This window comes from Afifella pfennigii DSM 17143 (assembly GCF_000688515.1).
Taxonomy (GTDB): Bacteria; Pseudomonadota; Alphaproteobacteria; order Rhizobiales; family Afifellaceae; genus Afifella; species Afifella pfennigii.
On the sequence record NZ_JHZK01000037.1, the window covers coordinates 13132 to 26673 of the forward strand.

A 13542-nucleotide genomic window follows, 5' to 3' on the forward strand; every position below is an offset into this window, starting at 1 on the left:
ATGACGGCCGCCTTCCGAATATGCTCGGCTCTCGCTGTTGCGTTCGTCATCGCAGTGGCAGCCTGTTCGACGACCGGCTCTGAGCTGCATATCGCCAACACTTGCGCGGCGGGTGCGCGCGTTCACGACGAGTACAGGATCAACGTCGATGGGGCCAGGTTGTACCTTCTGGTGCGCGGTCCGACCTGCGATGCTCCTTTGCTTTTGTGGCTGCACGGGGGTCCGGGTGCCGCTGAAAGACCACTCTTTCGGCTCTACAACAGCGGTCTCGAAGACGACTTCCTTGTCGCTTATCTTGACCAGCGTGGCGCAGGTCGATCGTGGGATCCTGACGCCGACCCAGAGACACTCACGATCCATCGGCACCTGGCGGACGTCGAGCAAGTCGTTGCCGCGCTGAACGGCACATATCCTGGCCGACCGGTGCTACTCGTCGGTCATTCCTGGGGCGCTGCTCTCGGGATCCTTTTTTCGGCGACTTATCCCAGTGATATCGCGGCCGTGATCGCCGTAAATCCACTAATCGACTTGCAGGCAAGCCAGGCCGCACAATCGGTCTTCGTGGCCGAGCAAGCACGGCGACACGGCCACACGAGCATCTTGACTCAGGTTCAGGAAATCGGCGCACCACCGTTCTCCGGTTCGGAAGCGCTCGCCTTGCAGGCGCTTGTAGGCAGCTATGGCGGCGAGTTTCATAACCGTCCCAGCTTCCTTGGAGCGACCCTGAATGGATTGTTCCGAGGCTTCGAAAGCCCCGCGGGTATCGTCCGAATCATCCGAGCCAACCAAGCCAGCCTGGATGCGATGGCGGACGATCTAGCAGAGCTGAACCTGCGGCAGAGCGTGCAACGCCTAAACGTGCCGCTGGTACTGATGCTTGGGCGATACGACCACATACTTCCACCAAGCCTCGCAGAGGCGTTCGCAGCAGAGATCGAGGTGCCGTCTGGACGAATAATCTGGTTTGAGGACTCTGCCCACAACATTCCCTTCGAGCAGCCAGACGCATTTGTCGATGCCGTCGCAAGATTTGCTCGGGAACTCGGCATTGCGGGGCAGATTTCCGAAGGGAGTCGATGATGCCCCGACCAGTCAAGCAGGAGCCGGAGGTGTCGAGTGTAGCCTGTCCACTTTGCGGCGCGAGCGGGGTCGGCGGCCTGGACGGTTGTCTCGAGATCTTCGACGGCGTTATCGGTAAAGAATTTCAGAGCCCCGAGCGTTTCGCCGTGCACAGGCTGACAGTCGACAGCTACAGCCTCCAGCATCCGGAACGTTTCATGGTCTCCACGAAGTCCGCGGCGACGCATCTCGCGGCCATGTGCTGGTCTCTCGAATGCGGGCTTTCCCGGAATCTGCCACTGCCGCTCAAGAACATGGTGGACGGGCAGAAATCCTTTGAGAGACTCGAACCCCCTGTTCCGCAGGCTCGTGGCGAAGTCACGATCTTGGATGTCGCACATATCGAGAGCGCCAGCGACTACACCGCCGCAGTCTGGATATGGGCACGTTCGGCATGGGACGCCTGGTCGACACATCATGATCAGGCCCGCCTATGGATTGCCCAAGCAAAGATGCGAGGGGGTCGGGCTTGAACGTCAGGGCAGTGATCACCCTCACGCGCTTACGCGGTGTTGGCATCGCCATCTTGGCGGCAGGAATTGAGCCTCTTGTTCTCCCAGTGCACTCTTGGCGGACTGGGGAATCTCCGACAAGATCACTTGTTGCAGCCTCGGAAGGTGTGCCGGAAGAGCCGCCTCGAGCAATTTGGATCGATAGCGATCTTGCATGCGGTGTGGGAGGGCAGCACGATCCCGACGATTGCTGGGCAATACTTCGGCTGTTTCGGGCCGCTGGTCCGGAACTGACCGGGATTTCGACCGTGTTCGGCAATGCGGAAGTGTCGGATACGGACAGGACCGCCCGGCTATTATTTCGAACTGCAGGGGTGGAGGGGCATGGGTCGGTTCTGGTACATCGGGGTGCGGCGGGGCCGCTTCAGGATATCGACATCAATCGACCAAACCCCGTGGTCGTTGAACTCCGCGCAGCACTGTCGCGCGGCCGCATCAGCATACTCGCGCTGGGTCCACTGACGAACTTCCCTACCGCCCTTCATGGGCGGCCCGACTTGCACCAAAACGTTTACTCGATCCTGGCCGTGATGGGGCGCACACCAAGACATGTCTTTCATTTTTCGGAAGGAGTGGGCCGCAGATTTCTGTGCGGCTTTGCGTGCCTGATCTCGGTCACCGAGTTGGTCAGGGCGACACGCCCCGGATTCCTGAGACCGGCGATGTGCGGATCGGTTAGGTGGTTTGCGCGCGATGTCTGGGGATAATGGATTTGATCTCACACTGAACATCGGACGGCTGACCGATTTGGTCCAAACGCGAGACCTCAAGACCTTTTTGGCCGTCGCAGAAACTGGCAGCTTCAGGAAAGCGGGTCGCGCGTTGGTCGTGGGACAATCCGCTGTGACGCGGCGCATACAGAAATTGGAGGATTCGCTCGGCGTCTCCTTGTTCGAGAGACGCCCTGACGGAGCCCGCTTGACTCATGCCGGGTGGTCGTTTGCGGAGCGGGCGCGACTGATCCTCAACGAGCTTCATGCCGCATTCGACGCCGCTCATTATGCGGGCCTTGGCGGAATCGGAACACTGAATGTCGGGCTCATCGCCTCACTTTCCCATGGCGTACTGCGCAACGTGGTGAACCGTTTTGCAGCCGAGAATTCCGAGGTCGAGGTGGCTTTCGTCGAATCCGAACGGGGAGAGCTTTTAACGCTGCTGAGCCATCGTTTGTTGGACGTGGTCGTGGCGTCAGGTGATTTCGGAGAGATGTACGGTGACAGTGCCGTGCTCGTCAAAGAACCGATCTACATCGCACTTGAAGCAGATGACCGTCTCGCGCGGATGAGCCGTCTGACATGGAACGACGTCCGGGATGCGCATTTTCTGGTCAGCGCCGCAGAACCGGGTCCCGAAATACACGAATACCTCATCCGCCGGTTGGCGGGACTCGGACGGCGCCCGCAGGTGACTCACCATAGGCTCGGGCGAGAGGGGATCATGAACCTTGTAGGGCTGGGATTCGGGGTCAGTTTAGTCGCCGAGCACTGGTGTGGTGTGAGCTATCCCGGCGTGATCTTTCGGCCGGTGGGCGAACCGGGTGAATGTGTGCGGTTTTCAATTGTCTGGCGGCCTGAAAACGACAACCCCGCGCTCCGCCGATTCATCAGCCTGGCGCGGACCGAGGCGAAGCGGAACGGCGTTCTTTCCTGAGTTTGGCGAACCCGCGATCTGTGGCCATGAAGCACGCGAGCATCGGCGCGATGAGTTTCGCCGGCTCAAGGTTCTGCCCGGTTTCGCGCGCCAATGCCTCGGCATAGGCGGCGAGATCGCGATGGACGTCGGCGGGCAGTTCGACCGTTAGTTTGACGGGCTTGTCGTCGGGGATCGCGCCGAGTTTCAGTTTCGTCATCGTCTTTCTCCTATGGGCTCGAGGACTACGTCCCGCGTCACCATCACCCGGACGGGGAAACCCGGCCTGATCGTGAGCGTCGGCGGGATCTGCAGCTGGCGGCGCACAATCTCCTCGCCCGTGCGGCCGATCGTGTCCTGGGTCCCCTCGCGGATGGCGCGGGCGATGTCGCTGTCATCGTCTCGACCGGTCTCGAGGCCGATGTTGAGCACCGTGGCCAAGCCCGCGGCGAGGAACACCCGGCCCCAATGATTGTCGACGCGGTCCTGGAGCCCGGCATAACCCGCCTCATCGCTACCGGGCTGACGCTCAAGGACGATCGAGCGGCCGCCGGGCAGAATGAGCCGCGTCCAGACCAGCAGTAGCCGCGACTGTCCCGTGACGACACGGCTGTCATATTCGCCGAGGAGGCGCGATCCCTGCGGGATGAGCAGGAACCGCCCCGTCGGGCTGTCATAAACGTTGGCGGTGACCTGCGCGCTGATCTGGCCCGGCAGGTCGGAGCGCAGACCCGTGAGGAGCGCCGCCTCGATCACCGAACCCGCCTGCAGCACGTAGGGGCTCGGCGGCGGCTGAAGTCGATCCGCATTGGTGGTGCGGCGATCCACCTCTCGGTTCAGGAAGTCTTCCCGCCGGTCGGTCGCATCGGGCTGGCTCGCCTGCTGCGCCGTTGACGGAAACCGTGCGCCGAAGTCCGCGGCCGGGGGTGTGACCGCGGGTGCTGAATGCGTAGCCGTGGCGACGGCGGTATTGGCCTCGGCGAAGAGCCGGCTCAGCCGCGCGGCTTCCTCCTCCTGCAGGCGCAACTGCTCCGCCGGATCGACCGTCGGCGCCGCCGGCGTGAGGACAGGTGGGACTGGGTCGCCACGCCGCTGCGCCGAGAGTACGGGGCGACCGAGTTCGCCCGGCCAAGGCGGTCCGAGCTGGGGAACGTCGCCATAGTCGCGCGGAAGGCCGATCAGGCCTTCGGCCTGTTGGACGCGCTCTGTCGAGAAGAGTTCGGCCGGTCCGTCGATCGAGCCGCCGTCCTGGAGCGCGACGATCAGGATTGCGGCAAGCCCAAGGCCGCCGGCGCCCGCGAGCACGGCCATCGCCTTGCGCGAGAGGCGCATCACGCGCGGCGGATCGGGCCGCAGACGCAGTTCTGCGGCGATGTCCTTTTCGGAGCGCGGCGTCTCGCGGACGGCTTCGCCTTCCGCCTCCCTCACTTCCCGGTCGTTCTCTTGCTCGCTCATGACGCTCACCGATCATCGTCCGGCCGCCAGGCCGAGACCACCGTCTCGTCACGGCGCCCAGACGTTCGGCGCACACCGTCCGTGCGTACGATCCGCACGACGCGCTGGCGGTCGCCGAGGCGCAGCTCGGCGGCGGCGAAGAGCCGATCCACGACCATGTAGTTGCGGCGGATTCGGTAGTTGACGAGCTGGCCTTCGCCCTCGGGTCCGATCACGAAGAGCGGGGGCATCTCGCCCTGGCCGATGCCGCGCGGGAACTCGATGAAGACCTGCCGACCGTCGTCGAAGGCGCGGCGCGGGCGCCAGGCCGGCCGGTCGCCCTCGATCCGGTAGCGGAAGTTCAGATCTTCCAATGCGACCTCGCGCGAGATCGGCAGCGCCGCTTCCGCCTCTGCGTTCCGTCGGCGCAGCGCGATCAGCGCGTCCTCGGCATAAGTCCAGGAAACCGAGGCCATATAGGCGGACGGCGTCGCGCGCAGTTCGAGGTGATAGGTCCGCCGGTCGGTGTTGATGACCAGGTTGGTGGTGAGGTCGGGGCGGGTCGGTTTGACGAGGATGTGGATGCGGCGGGTGTCACCGGAGCCGCTCTCGGTGTCTCCGATGATCCAGCGCGCGGTGTCACCTGCGGCGATCGGACCGGAGCCGACGAGGCTTTCGCCGGGCTGCAACGCGATGTCGGTGATCTGCCCGGGCGATGTATAAACCTGATAGAGCGCGCCGGCCGAGTAAGGATATAGCTGGACAGCGTTGATGAACCCGTCGCGTACAGGCTCGATGCGCGCGGCTGCGTTGGCCTGATCGATCCGCTCGGCAGGCTCCGCCGATTCTGGCGGGCGGTCGTCGGCATCGACCCGCATGAGCTGACCCGGGAGGGGCAGCGGCACAGGGCGCTCGACGATCTCGACCGGGTGCGGCGGTTCGGTGATCAGGGTGGCGGCAACCGGATCGTCATAGGCGATCTCGGGCGGGCGGTTCGTGGCGCAGCCCGCGAGGGCTGCGGTGAAGAGCAGTGTTGAGATGCGAAGTGTCGCACGGACGGTGTCTGTCATTGGGCGTTCTCCCGTGACCAATTGATGGCGTGCACGAAGACGCCGAGGGGATTCTTGCGCAGCGCCTCCGCGGTACGTGGCGGCTGGATCACGACCGTGAGGATAGCGGTCCAGCGCTCGGTCCGGGCGAGTTGGCCATTGAGATACCGCCGCTCGGTCCAGGCGACGCGGAAGCTCGAGTCCGAGGCGCGGATCACCGAGGAGATCTCGACCGCGACCTGCTCGTCGCCGACGCGGGCGAAAGGGTCGTTGACGCGGGCATAGTCGTTGAGCGCGACCGAGCCGCGGTCGGTGGTGAAGTCGTAGGCGCGCAGCCAGTTCTGCCGCAGCACGATCGGGTCCGCTGGCACCTGGCGGACGTTCTCGACGAAGCGCGCGAGGTGGAAGGCGATCTGCGGATCGGTCGGTAGGTAGTTCTCGGTCGCAGGCGCCACGGCCTGCACCGCGCCGAGCCGGTCGACCTCGACCACGTAAGGAACGACGGTGCTGCGGGTCGATTGCCAGACCAGCGCGGCTGAGGTGCCGGTGGTGAGGATCAGGCAGCCCATCGCCATCAGCCGCCAGTTGCGGGCCTGGACCCGCGCAGCGCCGATGCGCTCGTCCCAGACCTGCGCGGCTTTCTGGTAAGGCGTGACCGGCTCGGGTGTCTTGGCGTAGCGGACGCTAGGGCGCTTGAAGAGGCTCATGGTTTCTCCGAGAGGCTGACGGCGGTCCCGCCGCCGCCATGGTCGCCGGAGCGGACGACATGGGCGGCGGTGGCGACGCCGTGATGGAGGGATTGCTGACGCTTCATGCGGCGCGCCCAGGCGGGAGGGCCGTCATTGGCGGGTGCGGGCATGGCGGAGGGGCTGTTCGAGAACCGGCCTCCCGTCGCGGTGAAGGCGGCGCGCGAGCCGGACTTGTAACTCTCGCCGAGGCTCTTCTTCAGCGGGCTCATCGCGGCGTTCATGCCGGCCTGACCGACGGCGCCTATGCCGCCCGCAACCTTGCCGGTGGTGGTCGATCCCGAGGCCGCACCGATCCGGTAGGCGGTTGAAGCGCCGCCGGCGACCGAGGCTCCGCCCCTGGCGGCGGCGCCAACTGCGGCAAGTCCCATCTTTGCGCCTGCCGCTCCAGCGACAAGCGTGCCGCCTGCAGCAACGGCCGTCCCGACCGCAGCCCCCGCGCCGAGCTGCGGGCCGCCCGAGACGATGCCGTTGGCGATGCCGGGGCCGAAGATGCCGAGCGCAAGAAGCGACAACGCACTGAGCACGACGGCCATGGCGTCCTCGATGGTCGGCTCGGCCGCGAAACCGGCGGTGAACTCGCCGAAGATCGTGGAGCCGATGCCGACGATCACGGCGAGCACGAGAACCTTGACGCCGGACGAAATGACGAGACCGAGCACCCGCTCGGCCATGAAGGCTGTCTTGTTGAAGAGCCCGAAAGGCACGAGGATGAAGCCCGCGAGCGTCGCGAGCTTGAACTCGATCAGCGTGACGAAGAGCTGGACAGCGAGGATGAAGAAGGCGAGGACGACAACGATCCAGGCGAACATCAGGATGGCGATCTGGATGAAGTTCTCGAAGAAGGAGACGAAGCCCATGAGGTCGGCGATCGAGGCCAGGATCGGCTGTCCCGCCTCGAGCCCGACCTCGGCGATGCGGCCGGGCTGCAGGAGTTCGGCGGCGCTGATGCTGCCGCCGGTGGCGACGAGGCCGAGCCCGGCGAAGCTCTCGAAGACGATCCGGGCGAGCGCGTTCCAGTTGCCGATGATGTAGGCGAAGATCCCGACGAAAAGCGTCTTCTTGACGAGCCGGCCGATGATGTCGTCGTCGGCGCCCCAGGCCCAGAAGAGCGCCGCGAGCGTCACGTCGATGACGATCAGCGTGGTCGCGAGGAAGGCGACATCGCCTGCGAGCAGGCCGAAGCCTGAATCGATGTAGGAGGCGAAGACCTCCAGGAACCGGTCGATGACGCCGACGCCGCCCATGGTCTATTTGTCCAGGTCGCGCGGCGGCACGCCGTCGAAGAAGCGGCGACGATTCTCGGCCCAGGCTTCGCGGCAGGCGGTGTCGGTCACGAGTTCGTCTGGTGTCAGCGCCCGGCAGCGCGCGAGCTCGGCGCGCAGCGGTTCGTCCGGTGTCGCCGCCACGGGTAATGCCCGCTCGTCCGTTATGGCGTCCTGAAGCTCTATCGCCGCCATGACGACGACGAGGCCGCCCATGGCAATGGCAACGAACTTCAGGACTCTCTCAGGACCGGTCCGCATGGTCTCAGCCGCCGAACATGCGCACGGTGGTCGGCTCATAGCCCAACCCGTAATCGAGGAAGCGCGCGAGGTTCTCGCGGCCCTGCGCCTCGGCCGAGACGCGCCGCGCGGACTCCAGCGCCTGGGCGCGGTTCTGCGCGGCGATCGCGGCGGTGAGGTCGGCGATCTGGCCAGATTGCAGCGCAAGGAGCTGATTACCGGCCTGGGTTGCCTGCAGCGCACCGGTCGCCGCCTGGCTCTCGGCGACGAGCGCGCCCATCTCGGCGCGGGCCGTCTCGATGTTACCGACAACGCCGGCCTGGACCTTAAGCGAATCCTCGAGCCCCGCAACCGAGGTCTCCCAGCGGCCCCGCGCACCCGCGATCATCTGGTCGAAGTCACCGCGCGCGGCGGCGGCGCCATAGTCCTCGGTGAAGGCGCGGTCGATTTCGGCGACGTCATGGGCAATGCGCTGCGCTTCGCCGAGCAGGCGCTGTGTCTCCTGGACCGACGATTGTAGCCGCGACAGAGAGGAATAAGGCAGGCTCGCGAGGTTGCGCGCCTGGTTCACCAGCATCTGCGCCTCGTTCTGGAGCTGGGCGATCTGGTTGTTGATCTGCTCCAGCGTCCTTGCCGCGGTCAGCAGGTTCTCGGCGTGGTTCGTCGGGTCGTAGACGATGCCGCCGAACCCTCCGAAGAGCGCGTGGGCGGGCGGCGCGGTGGCGGGCGAGAGTGCGATGGCGCTCGACAGCAGGAGCGCTGCGGCGGCGCGTCCGGCGAGCTTACGGGTTCTGGTCATGGGAAGTCTCCTTTTCTTGGTTTGCTTCTGGGGTGGTGGATGCGTGCGGGGGTGTTGCCTCGATCACGGCGTCTGCGGGGCCAAGCAGCTCGACGGCCCAGTCGAGACCGCGGCGTTTGAGCCAGGCGGCGGCGAACCCGTCACGGCCGTGCTCGGCGAGCGTATCGTCCATCGCGGCGTGGTCGGATTTGGACGAGGCGGCGGTGAAAGCGAGCGCCACATCGCCAAGGCCGAGCGCGAACAGCCGGTTGCCGCGCCGCGACTGGCAGTAATAGTCGCGCTTCGGCAGGCTGCGCGAGACGATCTCGATCTGGCGGTCGTTGAGGCCAAACCGCCTATAGATTTCCGCGATCTGTGGTTCGAAGGCGCGCTCGTTGGGCAGGAAGATCCGCGTCGGACAGCTCTCGACGATGGCGGGTGCGATAGGCGACCCATCGATGTCGGCGAGCGACTGGGTGGCGAAGACGACGGACGCGTTCTTCTTGCGCAGCGTCTTCAGCCATTCGCGCAGCTGCCCGCCGAAGGTTGTGTCGTCGAGCGCGAGCCAGCCCTCGTCGACGAGGATGAGCGTCGGCCGCCCCGTCAGCCGCGCCTCGATCCGGTGGAAGAGATAGGCAAGCACGGCGGGCGCCGCCGCCGAGCCGATCAGCCCCTCGGTCTCGAAGGCCTGGACGTCGGCGCTGCCGAGCGCCTCGCCCTCGGCGTCGAGCAGCCGCCCGAACGGGCCTCCGAGGCAGAACGGGGCGAGCGCGCGTTTCAGCTCGGTCGATTGCAGCAGCACAGCGAGGCCGGTCAGCGTGTGTTCTTCCACGGGCGCCGAGGCGAGCGAGGTGAGCGCCGACCACAGATGGTCGCGTGCGACCGGATCGACGGTCACCCCTTCACGGGCGAGCAGTCCGGCGAGCCAGTCCTGCGCCCAGGCGCGTTCGGCCGCGTCATCGATCCGCGCAAGCGGCTGCAGTTGCACTGCCGCCTCGTCCTCTGAAAGCGCGGTGCCGAGATCCTCCCAGTCGCCGCCCATGGCCAGCGTTGCGCAGCGGATCGATCCGCCGAAGTCGAAGGCGAAGACCTGCGCGCCTTTGTAGCGCCGGACCTGTAGCGCCATCAGGGCGAGGAGCACCGACTTGCCCGCGCCGGTCGGTCCGACGACGAGCGTGTGGCCGACATCACCGACATGGGTCGAGAACCGGAACGGGGTCGAGCCCTCGGTCTCGGCATAGAAGAGCGGCGGACCGTCGAGGTGCTCGTTGCGCGCCGGACCCGCCCAGACCGCCGAGATCGGAATCATGTGCGCAAGGTTCAGCGTCGAGACCGGCGGCTGCCGGACATTGGCGTAGAGATGGCCGGGGAGCGAGCCGAGCCAGGCCTCGAGCGCGTTCAGCGTCTCGGGGATGCAGGTGAAGTCGCGGCCCTGGACGACCTTCTCGGCGGCCTTGAGCTTCGCGTCGGCGCTGTGTTCGTCCGTGTCCCAGACAGTTATGGTCGCGGTGACGTAGGCCGCGCCGACGAGATCGGAGCCGAGCTCCTGCAGCGCGTCGTCGGCGTCGGCCGCCTTGTTGGCGGCGTCGCTGTCGAGGAGCGTCGAGGCCTCGTTGGTCATCACCTCCTTGAGGATCGCGACGACCGACTTGCGCTTGGCGAACCACTGGCGGCGGATGCGGCCGAAGATCTTTGTCGCGTCGGTCTTGTCGAGGCAGATCGCTCGGGTCGCCCAGCGATACTCGAAAGCGAGTCCGTTGAGCTCGTCGAGCAGCCCTGGCCAGGTGGCGGTCGGGAAACCGATGACCGAGAGCGTCCGCAGATGCGCGTCCCCGAGGCGTGGTGCCAGCCCGCCGACCAGCGGCTCGTCGGCCAGGAGCGCGTCGAGATGCATCGGTGTCTCGGGAACGCGCACGCGCTGCGCCCGGGTCGACACCGACGAATGCAGATAGGTCAGCGTGTCCTCGTCCGGGAGCCATTCCGCCTCGGGCATGAACCCTTCAAGAAGGTCGAGCAGCCGCTCGCTGCGCGAGGTGAAGCTCGCGAGGTGCTCGCGCGGATTGGCCCCCTTCGCCGGTGCGTCCTCGTAGAGCCATTTGCCCGCGCGGCTCGCTTCGTCGGCGGGCGGCATCCAGGCGAGCGTCAGGTAGTAGCGGCTCTCGAAGTGGCTCGAAGCCTCCTCGAACTGTGCGCGGCGCTCGGCGTCGACCAGCGCCGAGACCGGATCGGGGAACGTCGAGAGCGGGTAGTCCCGCGCGGGTGCGCGCTGCGCTTCGACGAACACCGCCCATCCCGAACCCAGCCGCCTCAGCGCGCCATTGAGACGGCCGGCGGTCGCGATCAGTTCGGCGGGTGTCGAGGAATCGAGGTCTGGCCCACGGAATCGCGCCGTGCGCTGCAGGCTGCCGTCTTTGTTGAGGACGACGCCTTCGCCAATCAATGCCGCCCAGGGCAGAAAGTCGGCGAGGAGCGAAGCCTTGGAACGGTATTCGGCGAGGCGCATCATAGAGCTACACTCCGAACCAGGTCGGGAAGCGCAGGTGCCGCCGCGCGACATCGACGATCTGCGCGTCGCGCTTGGCCGCCCAGACAGCGAGCAGATGACCGACCAGCCAGACGGCGAGCCCGACCAGCCAGAGGCGCAATCCGAGGCCAACCGCGGCAGCGAGCGTGCCGTTGGCGATCGCCCATGTCCGCGGCGCGCCGCCGAGCAGGATCGGCTCGGTCAGCGCGCGGTGCACTGGCGCGGTGAAGCCGGGGATATCGGGCCCATCCATCAGACCAGCGCCCCGCCACCGAAGGAGAAGAAGGACAGGAAGAAGCTCGACGCCGCGAAGGCGATCGAGAGGCCGAAGACGATCTGCACCAGGCGACGGAAGCCGCCCGACGTGTCGCCGAAGGCGAGTGTGAGGCCGGTGACGATGATGATGATCACGGCGACGATCTTCGCGACCGGCCCTTCGATGGATTCCAGGATCGATTGCAGCGGCGCTTCCCAGGGCATGCCCGAGCCCGCCGCATGGGCGGGATCGGCGGCGAGCAGGAGGCCGAGCGCAAATGCGCTCACATAGTAGGGCCAGCGGGGATAAAGGGTCGTGGTTCGGGTCACTTGTTGTGTCCTTTCGGGTGGCTGAGGAGAGGTTCGATTGCGTAATCGCCGGCATCATCGAGGCCGATGACGTGCGCGAGTTCAGCGAGGCGGCGATCGGTGCCGCGACCCGTGAGGACGGCGACGATGTCGATGGTCTCGGCGATGAGCGCGCGCGGTACGGTCACCACGGCTTCCTGGATGAGCTGTTCGAGGCGGCGGAGCGCGCCGAGGGCGGAGCCCGCATGAATCGTCCCGATCCCGCCGGGGTGTCCAGTCCCCCACGCCTTCAGGAGATCGAGAGCCTCGGCGCCGCGCACCTCGCCGATTGGGATACGGTCGGGACGCAGACGCAGCGAGGAGCGCACGAGGTCGGAGAGGGTCGCGACGCCGTCCTTGGTGCGAAGCGCGACGAGGTTGGGGGTCAGGCATTGCAGCTCGCGCGTGTCCTCGATCAGGACCACGCGGTCCGGGGTCTTGGCGATCTCGGCGAGCAGCGCGTTGGTCAGCGTTGTCTTGCCGGTCGATGTGCCGCCGGCGACGAGAATGTTAGCGCGGGACTCAACGGCTTTGCTCAGCGCCTCCGCTGCGGCCTCGTCGATGATCCCGGCGGCGACATAGTCGGCAAGCGTGAACACCGCGACGGCGGGCTTGCGGATCGCGAAGGCCGCGGCGGCGACCACGGGCGGCAAGAGTCCTTCGAAGCGTTCTCCCGTCCCGGGCAGTTCCGCTGAGACGCGAGGCGAGCCGGCATGGACCTCGGCGCCGACATGGTGCGCGACGAGGCGGACGATCCGCTCGCCGTCCGCCGCCGAGAGCCGCTCACCTGTATCCGAAAGCCCGTCTCCAAGCCGGTCGACCCAGAGCCGACCGTCGGGATTGAGCATGACCTCGACGACCGCCGGGTCTGCGAGCCAGGAGGCCACGTTCGGTCCGAGCGCTGTGCGGAGCATGCGGGAGCCGCGCTCGATCGCTTCTGATTTGAAAGTGTGGACGGTCACTGGCGGCCCCGCATCTGGTTACGGGGTCGATCAAGAAGACCGTTATCGCGTCGTCAGCAACAGTGGCGTGGGCGTAGTAGTGCAGCGGCGCACGAAGGCAGGCCGGAGTCGGAGCGCTCAGTATTTCTCGTGCGTCGGATCTTCGTTGGGGAAGGCCTCGACATAGCCGAAGTCGACTTCGAAGCGCTTCTTCGCGACCTCGACCTCATGAAACACGGGGCCGTCCTCGAGAGATCGCTCGGCCGTGATGGTCAGTTCGAACGGCAGCGTCCGTTCGACATAGGCTTCCTCCGACCCGAGACTGAGATCGTCCCTGTCGACGCTGTCGGTGACGTAGAAGCTGAACAGTGCCTCGAAGCCGACAAGCGCGTCGACCCTTACCGTGTGTCCGGGATCAGCGCCCATGGGCCATCTGAGGTGATTTCGTAAAGGAGGGTTTCTGGCTCATCGTAACCGCCAAGGAGTGGAGATGAGACAGAAACCCGGAACGCCCAAGCTGCCGGCCGATCGTGTCGTGAAAGACATCCGTCGGCGCACGCGCAAGCATCATTCGGCGGAGGAGAAGATCCGTATCGTGCTCGAGGGCCTGCGTGGCGAGGAGAGCATCGCGGAGCTGTGCCGGCGCGAAGGCATTGCGACGAGCCTCTACTACAGCTGGTCGAAGGAGTTCCTCGAGGCCGG

The 13542-nt window shown here is 66.1% G+C and carries 17 protein-coding genes; 5 read left to right on the forward strand and 12 right to left on the reverse strand.

Annotated elements, in window-relative coordinates:
- From Q331_RS0117625 to Q331_RS22440, 4 genes are read left to right on the forward strand one after another with little or no spacing between them, the layout of a single operon-like run.
- Window positions 1-1080 (forward strand): alpha/beta fold hydrolase, encoded by a 1080-nt coding sequence (locus tag Q331_RS0117625; protein ID WP_026381759.1) that lies wholly within the window; start codon window positions 1-3, stop codon window positions 1078-1080.
- The gene (locus tag Q331_RS0117630) at window positions 1080-1592 is read left to right on the forward strand and encodes a DUF5946 family protein (RefSeq protein WP_169738534.1); all 513 of its coding nucleotides are present in this window, start codon (window positions 1080-1082) and stop codon (window positions 1590-1592) included. The genes Q331_RS0117625 and Q331_RS0117630 overlap by 1 nt, the downstream gene beginning before the upstream one ends.
- Entirely contained in the window at window positions 1553-2338 is a 786-nt protein-coding gene (locus tag Q331_RS24435) for a nucleoside hydrolase (RefSeq protein ID WP_084175135.1), read from the forward strand. The genes Q331_RS0117630 and Q331_RS24435 overlap by 40 nt, the downstream gene beginning before the upstream one ends.
- Window positions 2325-3281 (forward strand): LysR family transcriptional regulator, encoded by a 957-nt coding sequence (locus Q331_RS22440; protein WP_051631323.1) that lies wholly within the window; start codon window positions 2325-2327, stop codon window positions 3279-3281. The genes Q331_RS24435 and Q331_RS22440 overlap by 14 nt, the downstream gene beginning before the upstream one ends.
- On the opposite strand, the gene Q331_RS23565 is transcribed toward Q331_RS22440, so the two are convergent.
- From Q331_RS23565 to Q331_RS0117690, 12 genes are all read right to left on the reverse strand, one after another.
- A complete protein-coding gene (locus Q331_RS23565; protein WP_084175136.1) occupies window positions 3235-3480 on the reverse strand; it encodes a DUF2274 domain-containing protein in 246 nt (81 codons plus the stop codon). The genes Q331_RS22440 and Q331_RS23565 overlap by 47 nt on opposite strands.
- The gene (locus tag Q331_RS0117640) at window positions 3477-4715 is read right to left on the reverse strand and encodes a TrbI/VirB10 family protein (protein WP_026381761.1); all 1239 of its coding nucleotides are present in this window, start codon (window positions 4713-4715) and stop codon (window positions 3477-3479) included. The genes Q331_RS23565 and Q331_RS0117640 overlap by 4 nt, the downstream gene beginning before the upstream one ends.
- Before the next feature lie 5 nt (window positions 4716-4720).
- Complete coding sequence (gene trbG, locus Q331_RS0117645) at window positions 4721-5764, reverse strand: P-type conjugative transfer protein TrbG (RefSeq protein WP_026381762.1); 1044 nt, start codon at window positions 5762-5764, stop codon at window positions 4721-4723.
- Window positions 5761-6450, reverse strand: a complete 690-nt coding sequence (gene trbF, locus Q331_RS0117650; protein ID WP_026381763.1) for a conjugal transfer protein TrbF — start codon at window positions 6448-6450, stop codon at window positions 5761-5763. The genes trbG and trbF overlap by 4 nt, the downstream gene beginning before the upstream one ends.
- Window positions 6447-7736 carry a P-type conjugative transfer protein TrbL gene (gene trbL, locus Q331_RS0117655; RefSeq protein WP_026381764.1) on the reverse strand — a complete coding sequence of 430 codons (1290 nt, stop codon included), beginning with the start codon at window positions 7734-7736 and terminating at the stop codon, window positions 6447-6449. The genes trbF and trbL overlap by 4 nt, the downstream gene beginning before the upstream one ends.
- Window positions 7737-7739: 3 nt before the next feature.
- A complete protein-coding gene (trbK-alt, locus tag Q331_RS0117660) occupies window positions 7740-8015 on the reverse strand; it encodes a putative entry exclusion protein TrbK-alt (RefSeq protein ID WP_051631324.1) in 276 nt (91 codons plus the stop codon).
- Window positions 8016-8019: 4 nt separating this feature from the next.
- Window positions 8020-8793, reverse strand: a complete 774-nt coding sequence (gene trbJ / locus Q331_RS0117665; protein ID WP_026381766.1) for a P-type conjugative transfer protein TrbJ — start codon at window positions 8791-8793, stop codon at window positions 8020-8022.
- On the reverse strand, window positions 8777-11278 hold the full coding sequence (gene trbE, locus Q331_RS22445; RefSeq protein ID WP_084175137.1) for a conjugal transfer protein TrbE: 2502 nt from the start codon (window positions 11276-11278) through the stop codon (window positions 8777-8779). Before trbE ends, trbJ begins: the two co-directional genes overlap by 17 nt.
- Before the next feature lie 4 nt (window positions 11279-11282).
- Window positions 11283-11549 carry a VirB3 family type IV secretion system protein gene (locus Q331_RS0117675; protein WP_026381767.1) on the reverse strand — a complete coding sequence of 89 codons (267 nt, stop codon included), beginning with the start codon at window positions 11547-11549 and terminating at the stop codon, window positions 11283-11285.
- Complete coding sequence (locus tag Q331_RS0117680; protein ID WP_051631325.1) at window positions 11549-11839, reverse strand: TrbC/VirB2 family protein; 291 nt, start codon at window positions 11837-11839, stop codon at window positions 11549-11551. Before Q331_RS0117680 ends, Q331_RS0117675 begins: the two co-directional genes overlap by 1 nt.
- A gap of 38 nt (window positions 11840-11877) precedes the next feature.
- Window positions 11878-12813, reverse strand: coding sequence for a P-type conjugative transfer ATPase TrbB (trbB, locus tag Q331_RS0117685; RefSeq protein WP_210164986.1), 936 nt, complete (start codon window positions 12811-12813; stop codon window positions 11878-11880).
- A 165-nt stretch (window positions 12814-12978) separates the two neighbouring features.
- Window positions 12979-13266 carry a hypothetical protein gene (locus Q331_RS0117690; protein ID WP_026381770.1) on the reverse strand — a complete coding sequence of 96 codons (288 nt, stop codon included), beginning with the start codon at window positions 13264-13266 and terminating at the stop codon, window positions 12979-12981.
- A gap of 64 nt (window positions 13267-13330) precedes the next feature.
- Here Q331_RS0117690 and Q331_RS0117695 point away from each other — a divergent pair.
- On the forward strand, window positions 13331-13542 hold a 212-nt coding region (locus tag Q331_RS0117695), incomplete at its 3' end, for a transposase (RefSeq protein ID WP_026381771.1).